We start from the raw sequence: 14,450 nt of genomic DNA on the forward strand, positions 1-14,450 counted from the left end.
TATATTATTGATTAATTATAAAGGTTAGAAAAAACTATTTTATTTAAGGTTAGACATGAATAACTTCAAAATTCTTTTCATTACTATAGGACTAATGTTTTCAATGAATTTATTTGCTAATCCAATGTTCTCAGATGACCTATTAAAGAGAGCTACAAATGGTGATACATCAGCTCAACTAGAGTTAGCAGATGTTTATATATATGGATGGGGTATCGAAGAGAATGAAACTCAAGCGGAATACTGGGCAACTAAATCAGCCGAAAGCGGTAATGTAAAAGCAATGCAATGGCTTGGTGAGGGATATGCGACTTACGCTGGTCTTGTTGGAGATATGGATCCAACAGATGCTGATGAACATTATAAAAAAGCTTTTAAGTGGTTTTCCAAAGGAACTCAACTAAATGATGCAGATTGTATGGTTGGTTTAGCTAACTTATATAGTAACGGTGACGGAGTTGAGAAGGATACTAAAAAAGCCTTAGAGCTACGTAAAAAAGCTGCTGCTCTTGGTAATAAAGAGGCTATGAGAGATATTGCCTTTATGTATGAATATGGATTGGGCGTAGAGAAAAATTTAGAGACTGCAAAATTTTGGAGTGAGAAAGGAAAGATTTAATAGTTTTATATTTTATATCGAGTTCCATTTAAAAAGAGAAAAGCATCTATGAAATTAAGTGGATTGAATCATCTAACTATTTCAGTAGCAAATGTTGATCGTAGTTTTAGTTTTTATAAGGATGTTCTAGGTTTTACTCCCAGAGCCAAGTGGAATAAAGGAGCTTATTTGAGCCTTGGAGAGTTATGGCTTTGTCTATCACTTGATGAGGTGAGTATAACTTCAGACTATACACATTACTGTTTTAGTATTAGTGAAGATCATATAGATGCATTTCGCCAGAAAATTAAATTGCTGAACATACGTGAGTGGAAAAATAATCAAAGCGAAGGTGAATCTATATACTTTTTAGATCCCGATGGGCATAAGTTGGAGGTTCATCTAGGTAATCTATCTAGTCGTTTGGAGAGCTGCAAAAAAAATCCTTATGAAGGAATGGTTTTTTTTGATGAATAGTTATTAAAGTACTTTGAGTCACTAAAATTTATAATTTTATTCGATAGTTTTGAGCTAACTCATAAGCTAAATTTAGAATATATTTTTCAGGTTTTTTTTTAATAAATTCATCAAAAAAATTAGGGCTATTTTTTAAAATTTCGGGTGCTTGTGTTGTGTCAGACTGACGTTGTAGAGCTAATAAAATGGTGAGTAATTCATAGGTATAGTCTGGTTGAGCATCATTTTTAAGAAGCTTTATAACATGTGAAGAAAACTTAAAAGCTTCAGGTGGTAATAGCGAACAAACATTTTCATCAATGAAAGTAGATAAATACCATTCATCTAAATTTTCTTTTGAGGCTAATTTTTCAAGCAAACTAGATAAAGTATTTATAAACATTTTTATCCTTTCTCACTTTATTTCTAGTATAGGAATTAAAGACTATCTTCTTTCTGAATAGTCTTTTCTTCTAACTTTTATTGTTCACTCAAAACCAATTGTTTAATCTTAACGGCCTTCTCGAAGTGATCTAACTTATGCTCCATAATCCACCAATGTGCTGCTTCCATCAGTAACTCAGGGTTATCATTCTTATTTTTAAAAAAAGCATAAAAAGACAGACCAACATTGTCTCCCTTCTTTTCAATTTTATCGTCGCATCCCTTAATAAAAATTTCTCTTAATTCATTTCTCATATTTAGTATCACTTCAAGTCTATAAAACTAAGACGACTTATTACGTTCGCCCCAATCGCACATCATATCTAATAAAGGAATCAAAGACTGTCCTCTTTCTGAAAGGCGATATTCAACTTTAGGCGGAATTTGAGGATATTCCTTACGAATAATAAGCTCGTCTCTTTCTAACTCTTTAAGTGTATTGCTGAGTGTTCTAAATGAAATATTGCCAATGCAGCGTTGCATCTCATTAAAACGCATGACATTTTTTTCATACAGCCAATACATAATAATCATTTTATATTTACCATTAATCAAAGAAAGGGTGTAACCAAAACCTGTCTCTTCTAATGGTGTATGTGATGGAACGCATTCAGTCATTTTTAAAATCTACACTATCTTTTAGTATAGTATATAACACAAATTACCGTACTTATATTTAGGGAAGCACACTTCTATAATCGATTTATCAACTTTTCGATAAGAGTGTTTTCATAATGAAAAAGACATTAGTCATCGTTACTCACCCTCACATAGACCAATCTGTTGTAAATAAAAGATGGGTAGAGGAACTAGAAAAACACTCAGACCAATTTACGGTTCACCAAATTTATCAAGCTTACCCAGATGGGGTGATTGATGTTGCCAAAGAACAAGCACTAGTCGAAGAGCACGAAAATTTGGTATTTCAATTTCCAGTGTATTGGTTTAACTGTCCACCGCTTTTGAAACAATGGATTGATGAAGTTGTGACTTATGGTTGGGCTTACGGCTCAACAGGTGACAAACTTAAAAATAAAAAATTTATGTTGGCTGTGTCTGCTGGTGTGAAAGAAAAGGTCTATTCAGAATATGGTGAATATAAGCTTTCTTTAGAGCAGATTTTTACTCCATTTAAGCTAACAGCTTTATATATTGGGGCGGACTATCAACCGCTTCATGCATTTTATGGTTTAGATACAAACCCTTCACCAGATGATGCTATTCCGACTCAACAAGACATAGAAAATAATGCGATTGAATATGTTCAGAGGTTGTTAGCGTTGTCTAAGTAAGTTTAAAGATAGAAAGGCCTGAACGTGAGAGTTTGGGTCTTTAGTTAATTTAATCTGAAATAATTTGATAAGTAAAAACTATTTATATTTTTTAAACGTTAGTGTTATATAGTTATATGAAATTTAAAAAGAAATGGCATAAGAACTATGTATTATCATGTAATTCTAGATTTAGATGAAAAGTTTTATAAAAGAATACCAGAACAGGTTGAGATTAAGTCTAATCTAAATGATTTAGATGAGATTAGAACTAAATATATAGAACCATATGAAGTAGGTAAACCTATATTGATTAATGGTCGAACAATTCCTATAGATCACATTAAACGATTACGTATTTTTCAAAGTCAAATATCTGCAGAAATACTAGAACAACAGGAGGAGGCACGTAGAGAGGCTGCTGAGAGAGGTTCTAATATTCTTGTGGTGGGCGTTTATTTTAATGACTTAAAGGCAGCAATTTTAAAACAAACAGAATTAACTGATGACTTAATTAAATATGCTAAAAGTACGAAAAAAACGGATATAAAGCTAACTACAAAAACTAAAGCTGTTGCACCTTCAAAAGTATTTATAGTTCATGGACGTGACAATGCTTTAATACATGAGGTACAAAATTTTCTATATAAATTATCTTTGGAAGGAATAGTTCTTAATCAGCATCTTAATCAAGGTAGAACTATTATTCAAAAGTTATTAGATTTAGCTTCAGATCCACAAGTTGGTTTTGGAATAGTTTTATATACTCCCGATGATCTGGGTCAAATTAGCAAAGAATTAGAGCAAACTTCTGAAATGGCCGCAAGAGCGCGTCAGAATGTAATTTTTGAACATGGCTTGCTTATAGGCACTCTTGGAATGAGTAAAGTAGTAGCTATCAAAAAGTCTGATCAACTCTTAGAAATGCCCAATGATTTATCAGGTGTCATCTATGAACAATATGATGCCTCTGGTAGTTGGCAATATAGAATTGCTAAAGAAATGAAAGCCCAGGGGTATGACATTGATTTGAACAAGCTTTGATAAAATATTATAGTTTTAATTATATCTAAAATTAATATATTAAAGTCTAATCGGATAAAAAAGGCTTAATTCAAAAGTTCTAAGTTCTTTTTAATTTCTGTGAAGAAAGAATTAATCAGATTAATAACCAAAGATAATAATCTTAGAATAAAAATACAATCCATGCCTATCGACAAAAGTTAAATATCTTAAGTTTAAAAAATATTAAATAATAGTGACCTAAAGTTTTTTTTGTGTAATTATTAAACAAAATACAAATAAATAGGGGGAAGAATGTCCTTTTTTAATAGTTTTTATGATGACGCTGAATCAATCCAAATTAATAATATTATGGATACATATGAGTCTTTAGATGCCAAAAGTTCACATGCTGCATTAAGACCAGTACAGCTAGAATGTATTAATTTACTAGACCAGAAAATAAGTCAAAAGGATATTATTCTTAAACTAAGTACAGGGTCAGGTAAGACTACAATTGGATTACTTTATTTGAAGTATTTTGGTCAAAAATATGAGGAACCTATCGTATTTTTAGTTCCTAATTTACAACTAGCTGAACAAGTTGCCCGTGAAGCGAGTTGTTTAGGGTTGCCATTTACCTTTTATGGACAAGGCGATCGTTATGTTGAGCACGATGCTATGAAAGGGGAAATGATAATAATTTCAACTTATGATAAATTCTTTAACGGATTAAATACTTTTCAAAAATATAATATTTACCCATGTGCGATTGTATTCGATGATGCTCATAGCGGCGTAGATATAATAAAGAAACAATATACTCTCTCTGGCGAAGGAGATTGTTATACTGAGCTATATAAGCTTTTCAATGATGCTTGTAAAAGCTATGATTCTATCGAATGGACGAATTTACAAAATAGTAATTCTAGTTTCGAAATCCCTTATTGGATTTGGAGCGATAAAATAGAGGATGTTATAAGTATATTAGAAAAGTATAAAGAAAATTATAAATTCTCTTACCCTTTAGTTATAAATGATTTGGCTCTATGTCGTTGTGTTCTAAGCGAAAATAAATTCGAGATTGCCTCGGATATTGTAAATATAAAGAAAAGTGAACCTTATGCAAAAGCAAAACATAGATTATTTATGTCCGCTACTTTAAGCGATTATGATAATTTTATCCGTACATTAGATATAAATCCTGAATGTTTGAACTCATTAGTTTGTCCTGAATCGGATAAAGGTATTGGCGAACGAATGATTCTAGTGCCTTCTTTGGTTTCTACAGAATTTAACAAAGAAAAAATTATAAGTATTTGTAAAGACTTTAGTGACTCATATACTGTTTTTGTTTTAACTTCTTCTACTCCTCAAGCAGAGATATGGACGAAAGAAGGGGCAACTCTTTTAACAAGTGAAAATATTAGTGAGGAACTGACTAACCTCAAAAACTCCAATCTTAAAAACGGGCTTTATGTAATGGCTCAAAGATTTGAAGGATTAGATCTTGCTGATGATTTATGCCGTATTCTGGTGATAGATGAAATACCTTTTGGAGAAAGATTAATAGATAAATATGATTCCGAGTGTTTAGGTCATATTGGGGGGCAGGGTAAGAAAAATATTTTTCGTATAGAGCAAGGTATGGGACGAGCTGTGCGCTCCCATGTTGATTATGCAGTAGTATTATTAGCTGGAAATGATTTAAGTTCATTTATTGCACACAAACAATGTCGGGAAGCTTTAAGTGAAGAAACTATTTGTCAGCTTGATCTGGGTATAAAAATTACTAGGAAAGTACAATCTTCAAGTGGTGATAAAGTTTTAATTTTGAAAGATGTTATTAGTAGTTGTTTAACTAGAGATGTGGGTTGGAAACAAACTTACGCAGGGACAATGAAAAAAATTATTAAAACGGATTTTAATCCTAATCAAACTTTAATTGAAGTTGCAAAGCAAGAAAGACGTTATTATGAGTCTTCTTTTAACCAGCAATATTTAGAAAATAAAGAAAGTTTTAATAGTGCCATAAACAAATTAGAAGATTCAGAGTTTAAAGCGAAACTACTAGAAAATTTAGCTAGAGTAGTGAAACTATATGACTTTAATGAGAGCCAAAAAATTCAAGTTAAAGCTCGTCATATGAATTCGAAATTATTAAAGCCAAATACATTACTTCCAAAAAAAGTCTTAAAGGAGTCAACTCCAGCTGGTATTAATATTGCGAACTTAATTAATGAATTTAATGAGTTGAATGCAATTATTTTGCAGATTAAAACTTTAAAAGACAACTTTGGTTTTAACGATACAAATAGTAAAATAATTGAAAAAAGTTTTAAATCATTAGGAAAGTATCTAGGTGCGGATTCATCTAATCCAGAAATGGAAGAGTCACATGGCCCAGATGTTTGTTGGTATCTTGATAATAAAGTTTTTGTTATAGAGGTTAAGCATAACAAGATAGGGGCCTTATCTAAACATGATGCTGGTCAATTAGCGGTCAGTACACAATGGGCAAAAGAGCACTATCTTCCTTTAACCACGATTATCCCAGTAACAGTGACGGATATACTTAAAACTAATCATGATGCTCTTTATACTGATGATACTTTGATCATGAATCAACAAAATGTTGAGAGTTTATTAAATGATTTATTAACTTTCTACACTAGTATTTTAGAAGGGTCTAAAACCCAGTCTCAACAGATTAGTACAGAGTTACAAGCTAGAGGTTTAGACTCGAATTCCATCTTAAAAAAATACTTTAAGAATCTGAAGAAAGTTATTAATTAATTGACTGTGTAAGCCGTTCTAGTACGGCTTACATTATTAAAAATAAAATATAATTCTTAAAAATTAGAAATCTATAAATTCTTTAAATTTAGTTATAGATTCTCAGTTATTTAAAAAATATAAACTCACAATGTATTTATGAATAGGTTACATCGATAAACAATATTTAATAAATTAATTTCTTTTAAGAACTAATTTGTATTGCAAAGTGTAGAATTTTAAAAAGCCCTTGATCAAAGCGATTTGAGTCTTTCTGTAAATTAATTTTGTTCAGACTATTTCTTAATACGGCATTTTAAAAATTAGAAAGGAAGCCAAATGCTAAAGTCTAGAATCTTTATAACTATTGGACTGCTTCTTGCTGGACTATGTTTATTTTTAGCCTGTAAGGCATACGAGAAAAAGGTTAACGTTGAAAAAGAACAAGCGAGTCGAGTTGCTATTTCCTTTTTAAATTCACTTTCTAGTGGAGATTTAGCCACAGCATATAAATATGTTTGGTCAGGTGAGGAATTAAACATTCGAAGTGCTGAAATACCCCAAATTTATAAAGACTCAAAAGTTCTAGAAGTGCTAAAAGCTCGTTACGACTCAGCAAAAAATAGACCTGATTACTACCAACAATTTTATAAAATGATTTCACTTACCATAAAGATAAAAACAGTACATGCCGATCTTGCTGGTAACCCTGCGGGAACCTATATTGTATTTGTAACTGTTGTAAAAAAGAATCCAAAATCTAATTGGCTAGTTACTGAGTTAGGTAGTGGAGCTTAATTGGGATAATAAAATATTTAACCAATAAAAAAGACCTAAATCAAAACGATTAGGTCTTTTTTGAATTCTGGCGGTGAGAGAGGGATTCGAACCCTCGATACGCGCAAACGTATACACACTTTCCAGGCGTGCTCCTTAAGCCACTCGGACACCTCACCAAGGCGTGCGATAGTAACTAAAAAAACGAGTCCTGCCAAGATTTAAGACGAGCATTACAGAAAAAAAATAATAGAGGTGATAAGATTGCGCTAAAAATCATATTGGTTTAATTACACAATGCAAAATACGGCCAAAAAAGCGACCTTGCCTGCCACGGCTTTGGCAGCTCTTGGAGTGGTCTTTGGAGACATCGGAACAAGTCCGCTCTATGCCTTGAAAGAGTCCTTCCATGCAGCGCATGGGTTGGGAATTCAGCCTGAAAACGTATTAGGAATTTTATCTATTATTTTTTGGTGCTTAATGCTGATCATCAGCATCAAGTATGTCGCCATTGTCATGCGTGCAGACAACAACGGCGAAGGCGGGATCATGGCCTTACTCGCATTGAACTTACGTAAAGCCAAGATTGCCGACAACAAAAAAATCTACATGATTGCAATTGGTTTTATCGGTGCATCGCTGTTTTTTGGTGACGGTATTATTACCCCAGCTATTTCGGTATTGTCAGCCGTTGAAGGCTTGTCTATTGCCACCGATGTATTTGACCCATTCATCATGCCAATTGCGATTACCATTATCATCTCTTTGTTTTTGGTGCAAAAACACGGTACGGCCTTTGTCGGTAAGTTTTTTGGCCCGATCACGATGGTATGGTTCTTATCTTTAGGATTATTAGGTCTTCACAGCGTCATTCAGACTCCTGTGGTGTTAGGCATGTTCAGTCCACATTGGGCCATTCAGTTTATCTATCACCATCCAATCATGACATTCTTTGTGATGGGCGCTGTAGTGTTAACAGTGACTGGTGGTGAAGCACTTTATGCTGATATGGGGCATTTTGGACCAGTGCCAATTCGTATGGCATGGTTCTTTGTGGTTTTGCCGTGCCTAGTTTTAAACTACGCAGGACAGGGTGCATTATTGCTCAGAGACCCAGCGGCAATTGAAAATCCGTTCTATTTATTGGTTCCGCAATGGGCACTTTACCCAATGATTATTATGGCGACCATGGCAACGGTAATTGCCTCTCAAGCTGTAATTTCTGGGGTGTTTTCTCTTGCACGCCAAGCGATTCAATTGGGTTATTTACCACGTTTAAGTATTAAACATACTTCTGAGTCTGAAGAAGGCCAGATTTATATTCCTTTCTTAAACTGGTTACTTTTAATCGCAATTATTATCCTAATCTTGATCTTCAAAAGCAGTTCAAACTTGGCAAGTGCGTATGGCTTAGCTGTGACCTTGACCATGCTCTGTGACACGATTTTGGTTGCCGTATTTATTTACTCGGCTTGGAAGTGGAGCCTGCCAAAAGTGTTGCTCCTGATTATTCCATTCTTTGTTTTAGAGTCGGTATTGGTCGGTGCCACTTCACTTAAAATCTTGTCGGGTGGTTGGGTGCCATTACTCATTGGTGCGATTGCCGTGACCATTTTAATGACATGGAAACGTGGTCGTGAGCTTACTTTTGCTAAGCTTGAACATGACACTTTGGCTCTAGATTTGTTTGTGAAAAGTATTGGTAATAGCGTGCACTGGGTGCCGGGTGATGCAGTCTTTATGACAGGTACACCGAACGTTGTGCCACATGCCATGCTGCATAACATCAAGCACAACAAGGTACTGCATCAGCGTAATATCTTGGTCACTGTAGTGATTGAAGATGTACCGTTTGTTGCGCCAGAAGAGCGTATTACGACTGAAACTTTAGCTGAACATTTCTTCCGTATTAAAATCTTCTACGGTTTTAAAGATGAAATGAATGTACCAAAAGCATTGATGCAAGCCTATGAACAGCTTGGTCTTGAATATGACTTAATGCACATCAGCTTCTTTATTTCGCGCGACCGTATTGTTCATTCGGTGGGTGATGGTATGTCTCCATGGAGAGAAAAACTGTTTATCTCTATGCAGCGTAATACCAGTCCGGTGAGTGACTTCTACCAGATTCCAACCAACCGTGTGGTTGAGTTAGGTAGTCAAATCGAAATATAAAAATTGATGTAATAAAAAACCAAGACATAAGTCTTGGTTTTTTTATGGCTCTAATTATTGAGCTTGTTGCATAGGTGCATCTGCTGGTAAAGCACCATCTTTTGCCATCGGGTCTGCCGACTGACTTGGATCTGCCGGAGGCGGTGGAGTGTTCGGATCTTGTGGCGCTGGAGGCGCTTGGTTCGGTGCAGGTGGTACTGCATCAGTTGGTGCTGCTGGTGGCGCCATTTCACCACCTGCTGGAGGCGCTGGTGGAACGTCCGCAGGAATAGGAGCACCTGTAGGCGCTGCATTTGTTGGTGCAGCAGAAACTTGCTGTACTTGTCCGCTATTGACTAAATCGCTAATAGAGCCTGGTTGGCCATTTACGGTTGTGGTTACTTTTACTTTAGACAAACTTTCTAAAGTATCTCCTGGCTGGACTGCTGGCTCAGCCAAAGCGGCCATACTACATAATCCCGTGATTACGCCAATACCAATAATCTTTGAATGGATCATTAAGTGGACTCCGATTATATTTTTATCCAAATTTGTGGAGCTAACCATGTCATAAGCAATCAGTGTTTTTCAACGAAAGATACGCAATTGGCGCAATTCAATAGCCAAAGGCTCTCATAATTCCAACAGATTGTTACGTAATGGGTAATGGAGTTACAAAAAAGATGACCATGTTTTAACCATTTGAAAGATAAGAGATATACTTAAAAAAGCAGGATTGTTAAGCTGCGTGTGGACAGTGGTATTGATAGAAACATGGCAAGTAAAAAACGTAGTAAAGGTACAAACTCTTTCTCTCTAAGTGAGCATTTTGGCAAGATTATTCTTGCTTGTATTGCTGCGGGAAGTTTTGCGATTGCTTTTGGTAGTGAAAAGATTTCGCAGTGGTTTTCACCTTTAACGACTAACTCGACTTGTCTTAATCAGTTCTATCGTGAAGTTCCACCTGCTTTAAATAAAGACAGTCTAAAAAAAGACAGTTATCCGCTGTGCTTTAATGGCTTTAACGTTTTGTATTCAGGTATTTCTAAAACGCCATTATGGTCGGCAGAGCATTTAAATGCAGAACGTTTAAGTGTAAAAATTAAGCGTGAGGATAACTTCCATGAAGAAACCCGTGTTGATCAGAAACATCGGGCACTGTTAAGTGACTATCGCGGTTCAGGTTATGACCGTGGGCATATGGCGCCAAATGGTGATATGCCAAATAAAGAATCCCAATCTGATAGTTTCTCGCTCAGCAACATGGTGCCTCAAGCCCCTAAAAATAACCAAGAAGTATGGCGTAAGCTCGAAGAAGCGACCCGTGCTATTGCCACTAAACAAAAACAAGATGTTTATGTGGTGACAGGTCCTGTTTTTGAAGGCAAACGTCTTAAGACGATTGGGCAGGGTGTAATTGTTCCTACCGCAGTTTATAAAGCGGTGTATATGCCAAAAACTGGCGCGATCGGCGCTTATTACGCACCTAACAATAATTCTCTACAAGTGAAGGTTGTGAGCGTTTGCTACCTTGAGGAGCGCTTAGGCGTTAACCTGTTCCCGCAGTTAACCGAGCAACAAAAGCGTAATGTCTATCGTCTACCTTTAACAGCGAGCCAAGTTAAGCCAAATCAAAAGCTAGACTATTTACATTGGGATGGCGAAAGTCAGTGTGAGCAAGACTTAAACGCTGACCAAATTCAAGCGCTACAAGACCAATTTAAAAAGCAAAAAACTGGTTCTTCGGAGCCAATGGAAGCAAAAGTTCCAACGATTGATGAAGAAACGAGAAAGGCAATTGTGAAACAACTGGTAGAAGCCTTGGTGAACTATTTCTTGCAAATAATGAAATAAGCAGCTTTTTTTGATTGTTATTGCAACACCGTAATTGATTAAAATAGAATCCATAGACAGATCTGTCTATGGATCTTATTTTAATAAGGACAATAACAATGTTTGCCTCGATGTTTCTTTTTTCATTTGCAATGTCTATAACCCCAGGGCCAGTAAACACTGTCATTTTATCAACCAGTTTAAATCACGGTTTAAAAAGATCGCTTCCCTATATTTCAGGCGCCACAATTGGTTTTACCTTGCTTTTAATTTTTATGGCATTTGGTCTTCAGAGTTTATTAACTCAGTTTCCTGTTGTATTAAAAATTCTCGCAGTTTGTGGAACGCTATTTGTTTGTTATATCGGGATTAAAATTATTCTTTCTGCTGCAAATATTTCTATTTCCAGTGTTCCTGTAGAGCAAATGATTATTCCTAATTTTAAAGATGGGTTCTTATTACAATGGCTGAATCCCAAAGCGTGGTTGGCTTGTGTGTCAGGCATTACCATGTTTACTAGCATTGAAAACCCACAGTCGTTGCCGATCTTTATCGTTATTTATTTTTTCACTTGCTACGCGTGTTTGTTCTTTTGGGGACTATGTGGTGATAAATTTTCAGTGGTGCTCAATCAGGGCAACCGTTTGAAATATTTTAATATCTTGATGGGCGCTTTTTTAATTTTATCGGCTCTTTTAATTTTGATCGATTTTTTTTAAATTGATCGTATTACACTGTGAAGATATAACAACGAGATAAGACCTATGTTTAAGCCATTTGAAAAGGGTACAGAGTCTTCATCAATTGAAGATTTAACATTAGAAAATGATGTCGATTGCGTCAGCATTTACGGCAACTTGCAAATTACCAAAGACAAAGTCGGGTTAGAACAGGCAAAGGCATTACAGAGCTTTTTAAACGATGTGGTTGCAGCTTTGGAAAAAGAAGAGTTGCCTGAGAAAATTGAACGACCAGCTGAACAAGAAATTAATAATCCGTTTTTATAATTTATGCATGCTATACGTGATATTTAGTATGGTCATGCTGCCATACAGTCTTTAATACCACGTTAGATTTTATTGAGTGAGTATAGACATTTTTTACTTTTGAAAGCCCAAAAGTAAACAAAAGGCTTTGTTGATCAGAGGGTACATCCATGTACCCCTGCTCAACAGGTGACATCCATGTCACCTTCCGCGATAGTAGATTGAGTCTAGGTAAAGTTAATCTTTATCGCCAGCTACCACCTTATAAATAATTGCCCCAATCACAGCTCCTAGAATCGGTGCCACCCAGAACAACCACAATTGACTTAACGCAGCAGTTTCAGCAAAGAACGCAACGCCTGTACTACGTGCAGGGTTTACCGAAGTGTTTGTCACCGGAATACTGATTAAGTGAATGAGTGTTAAGCCCAAACCAATTGCAATAGGAGCGAAGCCAGCAGGTGCACGGCGATCAGTTGCACCTAAAATAATGATTAAGAAGAAAGCTGTAAGTACCACTTCAATAATAAAAGCAGAACCTAAGCCAAACTTGTTTGGTGATAAGTCACCAAAACCATTGGTAGCAAAACCACCAACACCGCTAAAGCCCGCTTGGCCTTGAGCAATAATATAGAGAACAAATGCAGCAGCAGTCGCACCGACCACTTGAGCAACGATATAGGGAATTAAATCTTTAACATCGAAGCGGCCACCGACCCAAAGGCCAACACTTACCGCGGGATTAAAATGTCCACCTGAGATATGCCCTAGAGCATAAGCACCTGTGAGTACGGTTAAACCAAAGGCAAGGGCTACACCTGCAAAGCCAATACCAAGTTCAGGGAAAGCTGCGGCTAAAACTGCGCTACCACAACCACCAAAGACTAGCCAAAACGTACCTAGGAATTCAGCAAAATATTTATTCATTGTGATTACTCATCTATTGATGTATTTTTTAATTAGTGTGAAATTTGTCACAAAAAATTAAGCATGTGACTATATGAAATTTTTGTTTTCAGTGTTGTTTTAATCAAGAAAAGATTTGTAAGTTTTGGTTGGTTATTCTTTGTCTAAAAATTGATTCCTCCATTGCTGGGGTGTTTGATTGGTCCAATGTTTAAATGCTCTTTGAAAAGCACTTTGTTCTGAATAACAAAGTAAAAGTGCGATCTCTTGTAAGCTTAAATGCGGATCTTTTAAATACTCGGTTGCGAGCATAAATCGCACTTGCTGTACGCGTTCCTGAAAGGTGGTGTCTTGTTGTTGTAAGTGTCGTTGGAGTTGTCGAACTGATAGGCCTAATTGAGCAGCAATATATTCAATTTGATATTGATTCTTTTGTAGCCCAGTCAAAATTGAATGCTGTAAACGCTGATCAAGTTGGGTCGAATTTGGTAATTGTTCTAAAAGTGCTTGTGCTTGCTGAACCAATAGTTGCTGCAACGTGTGGTCAGCGCTGCTAAGTGGCTTATTAATTTCTGTAATTGGAATGAGTAACTCTGTACGTGGCTGGCTAAAACGAACGGGACATTGAAAGTATTGTTCATAGACCCTGATATTTTTAGGGGTAGTATTTAAGAAACGTACTTCATGTAAATACACGTCTTCATGAGACATAAAAAGTCGTAAGAACTGAATCACCAACGCAATCGCGATTTCATCGGTAAGCTGGGTAGGGTGTAGCTCAGTCGCTTCCCAGCGAATAGAACCATATCTCCCTTGTAGCTCAACCACTAATGGGCTCCCGTCATAAATCAGACGGTGAAAATCATGATAGCGAATTAAGGCTTCACCTAAGTTGTCGCAAGAGAGAGCAAGGTAGGCAATAATCCCTAAGTGTTTGGGTTGCACATATTTGGCAATTTCCAGACCTAATCCCTGCTTCGGGTCCAGTTTATAAATCACTTCTAATAGATCACGCCAAACGACGTAGTCAAAGCGTTCCAGATTTTGAATTTGCTCTAATTGTTCAGGAATAGCTAAATGATTGGCTTCGCAATAAGCTTTTAATAGATGTCCCAGTCCTCCATATACTGAGCCAGTATAATTCTTTAGTTGTGGCATCCCTAACCACCTCTTTCTTGTCGTGATTTGTCAATGAAACCATAAATTCTGGTCAATACCTAGCATAACGAATTTTATATGCTCAATAAA

The 14,450-nt window shown here is 36.0% G+C and carries 17 protein-coding genes and 1 tRNA gene; 10 read left to right on the forward strand and 8 right to left on the reverse strand.

The features are described from left to right. Positions 1 to 55 precede the first annotated feature (55 nt). Both H7R46_RS01160 and fosLL read left to right on the forward strand, forming a co-directional pair. Positions 56 to 619 carry a tetratricopeptide repeat protein gene (locus H7R46_RS01160; protein WP_005066965.1) on the forward strand — a complete coding sequence of 188 codons (564 nt, stop codon included), beginning with the start codon at positions 56 to 58 and terminating at the stop codon, positions 617 to 619. Positions 620 to 667: 48 nt separating this feature from the next. Then, positions 668 to 1,075: a fosfomycin resistance glutathione transferase FosLL gene (gene fosLL / locus H7R46_RS01165; protein ID WP_005066968.1), complete on the forward strand. Its 408-nt coding sequence runs from the start codon at positions 668 to 670 to the stop codon at positions 1,073 to 1,075. Positions 1,076 to 1,103: 28 nt separating this feature from the next. Here fosLL and H7R46_RS01170 read toward each other — a convergent pair whose 3' ends face one another. The 3 genes from H7R46_RS01170 to H7R46_RS01180 all read right to left on the reverse strand — a co-directional run bounded on the left by H7R46_RS01170 (position 1,104) and on the right by H7R46_RS01180 (position 2,116). Continuing rightward, complete coding sequence (locus H7R46_RS01170) at positions 1,104 to 1,457, reverse strand: hypothetical protein (protein WP_005066971.1); 354 nt, start codon at positions 1,455 to 1,457, stop codon at positions 1,104 to 1,106. A gap of 77 nt (positions 1,458 to 1,534) precedes the next feature. Continuing rightward, a complete protein-coding gene (locus tag H7R46_RS01175) occupies positions 1,535 to 1,753 on the reverse strand; it encodes a DUF6500 family protein (protein ID WP_005066974.1) in 219 nt (72 codons plus the stop codon). 27 nt (positions 1,754 to 1,780) lie between these two features. Continuing rightward, positions 1,781 to 2,116, reverse strand: a complete 336-nt coding sequence (locus H7R46_RS01180; protein WP_005066976.1) for a winged helix-turn-helix transcriptional regulator — start codon at positions 2,114 to 2,116, stop codon at positions 1,781 to 1,783. A 116-nt stretch (positions 2,117 to 2,232) separates the two neighbouring features. Here H7R46_RS01180 and H7R46_RS01185 point away from each other — a divergent pair, with 116 nt between their 5' ends. The 4 genes from H7R46_RS01185 (at position 2,233) to H7R46_RS01200 (ending at position 7,344) form a co-directional block, all read left to right on the forward strand. Further along, entirely contained in the window at positions 2,233 to 2,790 is a 558-nt protein-coding gene (locus H7R46_RS01185; protein ID WP_005066978.1) for an NAD(P)H-dependent oxidoreductase, read from the forward strand. Between the two features lie 147 nt (positions 2,791 to 2,937). Then, positions 2,938 to 3,813 carry a TIR domain-containing protein gene (locus H7R46_RS01190; protein ID WP_005066980.1) on the forward strand — a complete coding sequence of 292 codons (876 nt, stop codon included), beginning with the start codon at positions 2,938 to 2,940 and terminating at the stop codon, positions 3,811 to 3,813. Positions 3,814 to 4,086: 273 nt separating this feature from the next. Beyond that, on the forward strand, positions 4,087 to 6,567 hold the full coding sequence (locus tag H7R46_RS01195) for a DEAD/DEAH box helicase family protein (RefSeq protein WP_005066982.1): 2,481 nt from the start codon (positions 4,087 to 4,089) through the stop codon (positions 6,565 to 6,567). Between the two features lie 318 nt (positions 6,568 to 6,885). Then, a complete protein-coding gene (locus tag H7R46_RS01200) occupies positions 6,886 to 7,344 on the forward strand; it encodes a hypothetical protein (protein WP_005066983.1) in 459 nt (152 codons plus the stop codon). Positions 7,345 to 7,412: 68 nt separating this feature from the next. Here the strand turns inward: H7R46_RS01200 and H7R46_RS01205 are convergent. After that, positions 7,413 to 7,502, reverse strand: a tRNA-Ser gene (locus H7R46_RS01205). A 118-nt stretch (positions 7,503 to 7,620) separates the two neighbouring features. On the opposite strand from H7R46_RS01205, the gene H7R46_RS01210 reads away from it, so the two are divergent. Next, positions 7,621 to 9,498 carry a potassium transporter Kup gene (locus H7R46_RS01210; protein ID WP_002117080.1) on the forward strand — a complete coding sequence of 626 codons (1,878 nt, stop codon included), beginning with the start codon at positions 7,621 to 7,623 and terminating at the stop codon, positions 9,496 to 9,498. 54 nt (positions 9,499 to 9,552) lie between these two features. On the opposite strand, the gene H7R46_RS01215 is transcribed toward H7R46_RS01210, so the two are convergent. Next, on the reverse strand, positions 9,553 to 9,996 hold the full coding sequence (locus H7R46_RS01215; RefSeq protein WP_005066985.1) for a hypothetical protein: 444 nt from the start codon (positions 9,994 to 9,996) through the stop codon (positions 9,553 to 9,555). 255 nt (positions 9,997 to 10,251) lie between these two features. Between H7R46_RS01215 and H7R46_RS01220 the strand changes: the two genes are divergently transcribed. From H7R46_RS01220 to H7R46_RS01230, 3 genes are all read left to right on the forward strand, one after another. Continuing rightward, positions 10,252 to 11,331: a DNA/RNA non-specific endonuclease gene (locus H7R46_RS01220; RefSeq protein WP_025469778.1), complete on the forward strand. Its 1,080-nt coding sequence runs from the start codon at positions 10,252 to 10,254 to the stop codon at positions 11,329 to 11,331. A 98-nt stretch (positions 11,332 to 11,429) separates the two neighbouring features. After that, positions 11,430 to 12,029, forward strand: coding sequence for a LysE family translocator (locus H7R46_RS01225; RefSeq protein WP_005066989.1), 600 nt, complete (start codon positions 11,430 to 11,432; stop codon positions 12,027 to 12,029). A gap of 45 nt (positions 12,030 to 12,074) precedes the next feature. Further along, entirely contained in the window at positions 12,075 to 12,317 is a 243-nt protein-coding gene (locus tag H7R46_RS01230) for a hypothetical protein (protein ID WP_000476055.1), read from the forward strand. Positions 12,318 to 12,327: 10 nt separating this feature from the next. Here H7R46_RS01230 and H7R46_RS01235 read toward each other — a convergent pair whose 3' ends face one another. The 3 genes from H7R46_RS01235 to H7R46_RS01245 form a co-directional block, all read right to left on the reverse strand. After that, positions 12,328 to 12,492 (reverse strand): hypothetical protein, encoded by a 165-nt coding sequence (locus H7R46_RS01235; RefSeq protein ID WP_080631027.1) that lies wholly within the window; start codon positions 12,490 to 12,492, stop codon positions 12,328 to 12,330. A 41-nt stretch (positions 12,493 to 12,533) separates the two neighbouring features. Next, positions 12,534 to 13,223 (reverse strand): aquaporin Z, encoded by a 690-nt coding sequence (gene aqpZ, locus H7R46_RS01240; protein WP_001045987.1) that lies wholly within the window; start codon positions 13,221 to 13,223, stop codon positions 12,534 to 12,536. Positions 13,224 to 13,355: 132 nt separating this feature from the next. Then, positions 13,356 to 14,360 carry an AraC family transcriptional regulator gene (locus H7R46_RS01245; RefSeq protein WP_005066991.1) on the reverse strand — a complete coding sequence of 335 codons (1,005 nt, stop codon included), beginning with the start codon at positions 14,358 to 14,360 and terminating at the stop codon, positions 13,356 to 13,358. Between the last annotated feature and the right edge of the window lie 90 nt (positions 14,361 to 14,450).

This window comes from Acinetobacter sp. BEC1-S18-ESBL-01 (genome assembly GCF_014169935.1).
Classification (GTDB): Bacteria; Pseudomonadota; Gammaproteobacteria; order Pseudomonadales; family Moraxellaceae; genus Acinetobacter; species Acinetobacter pittii.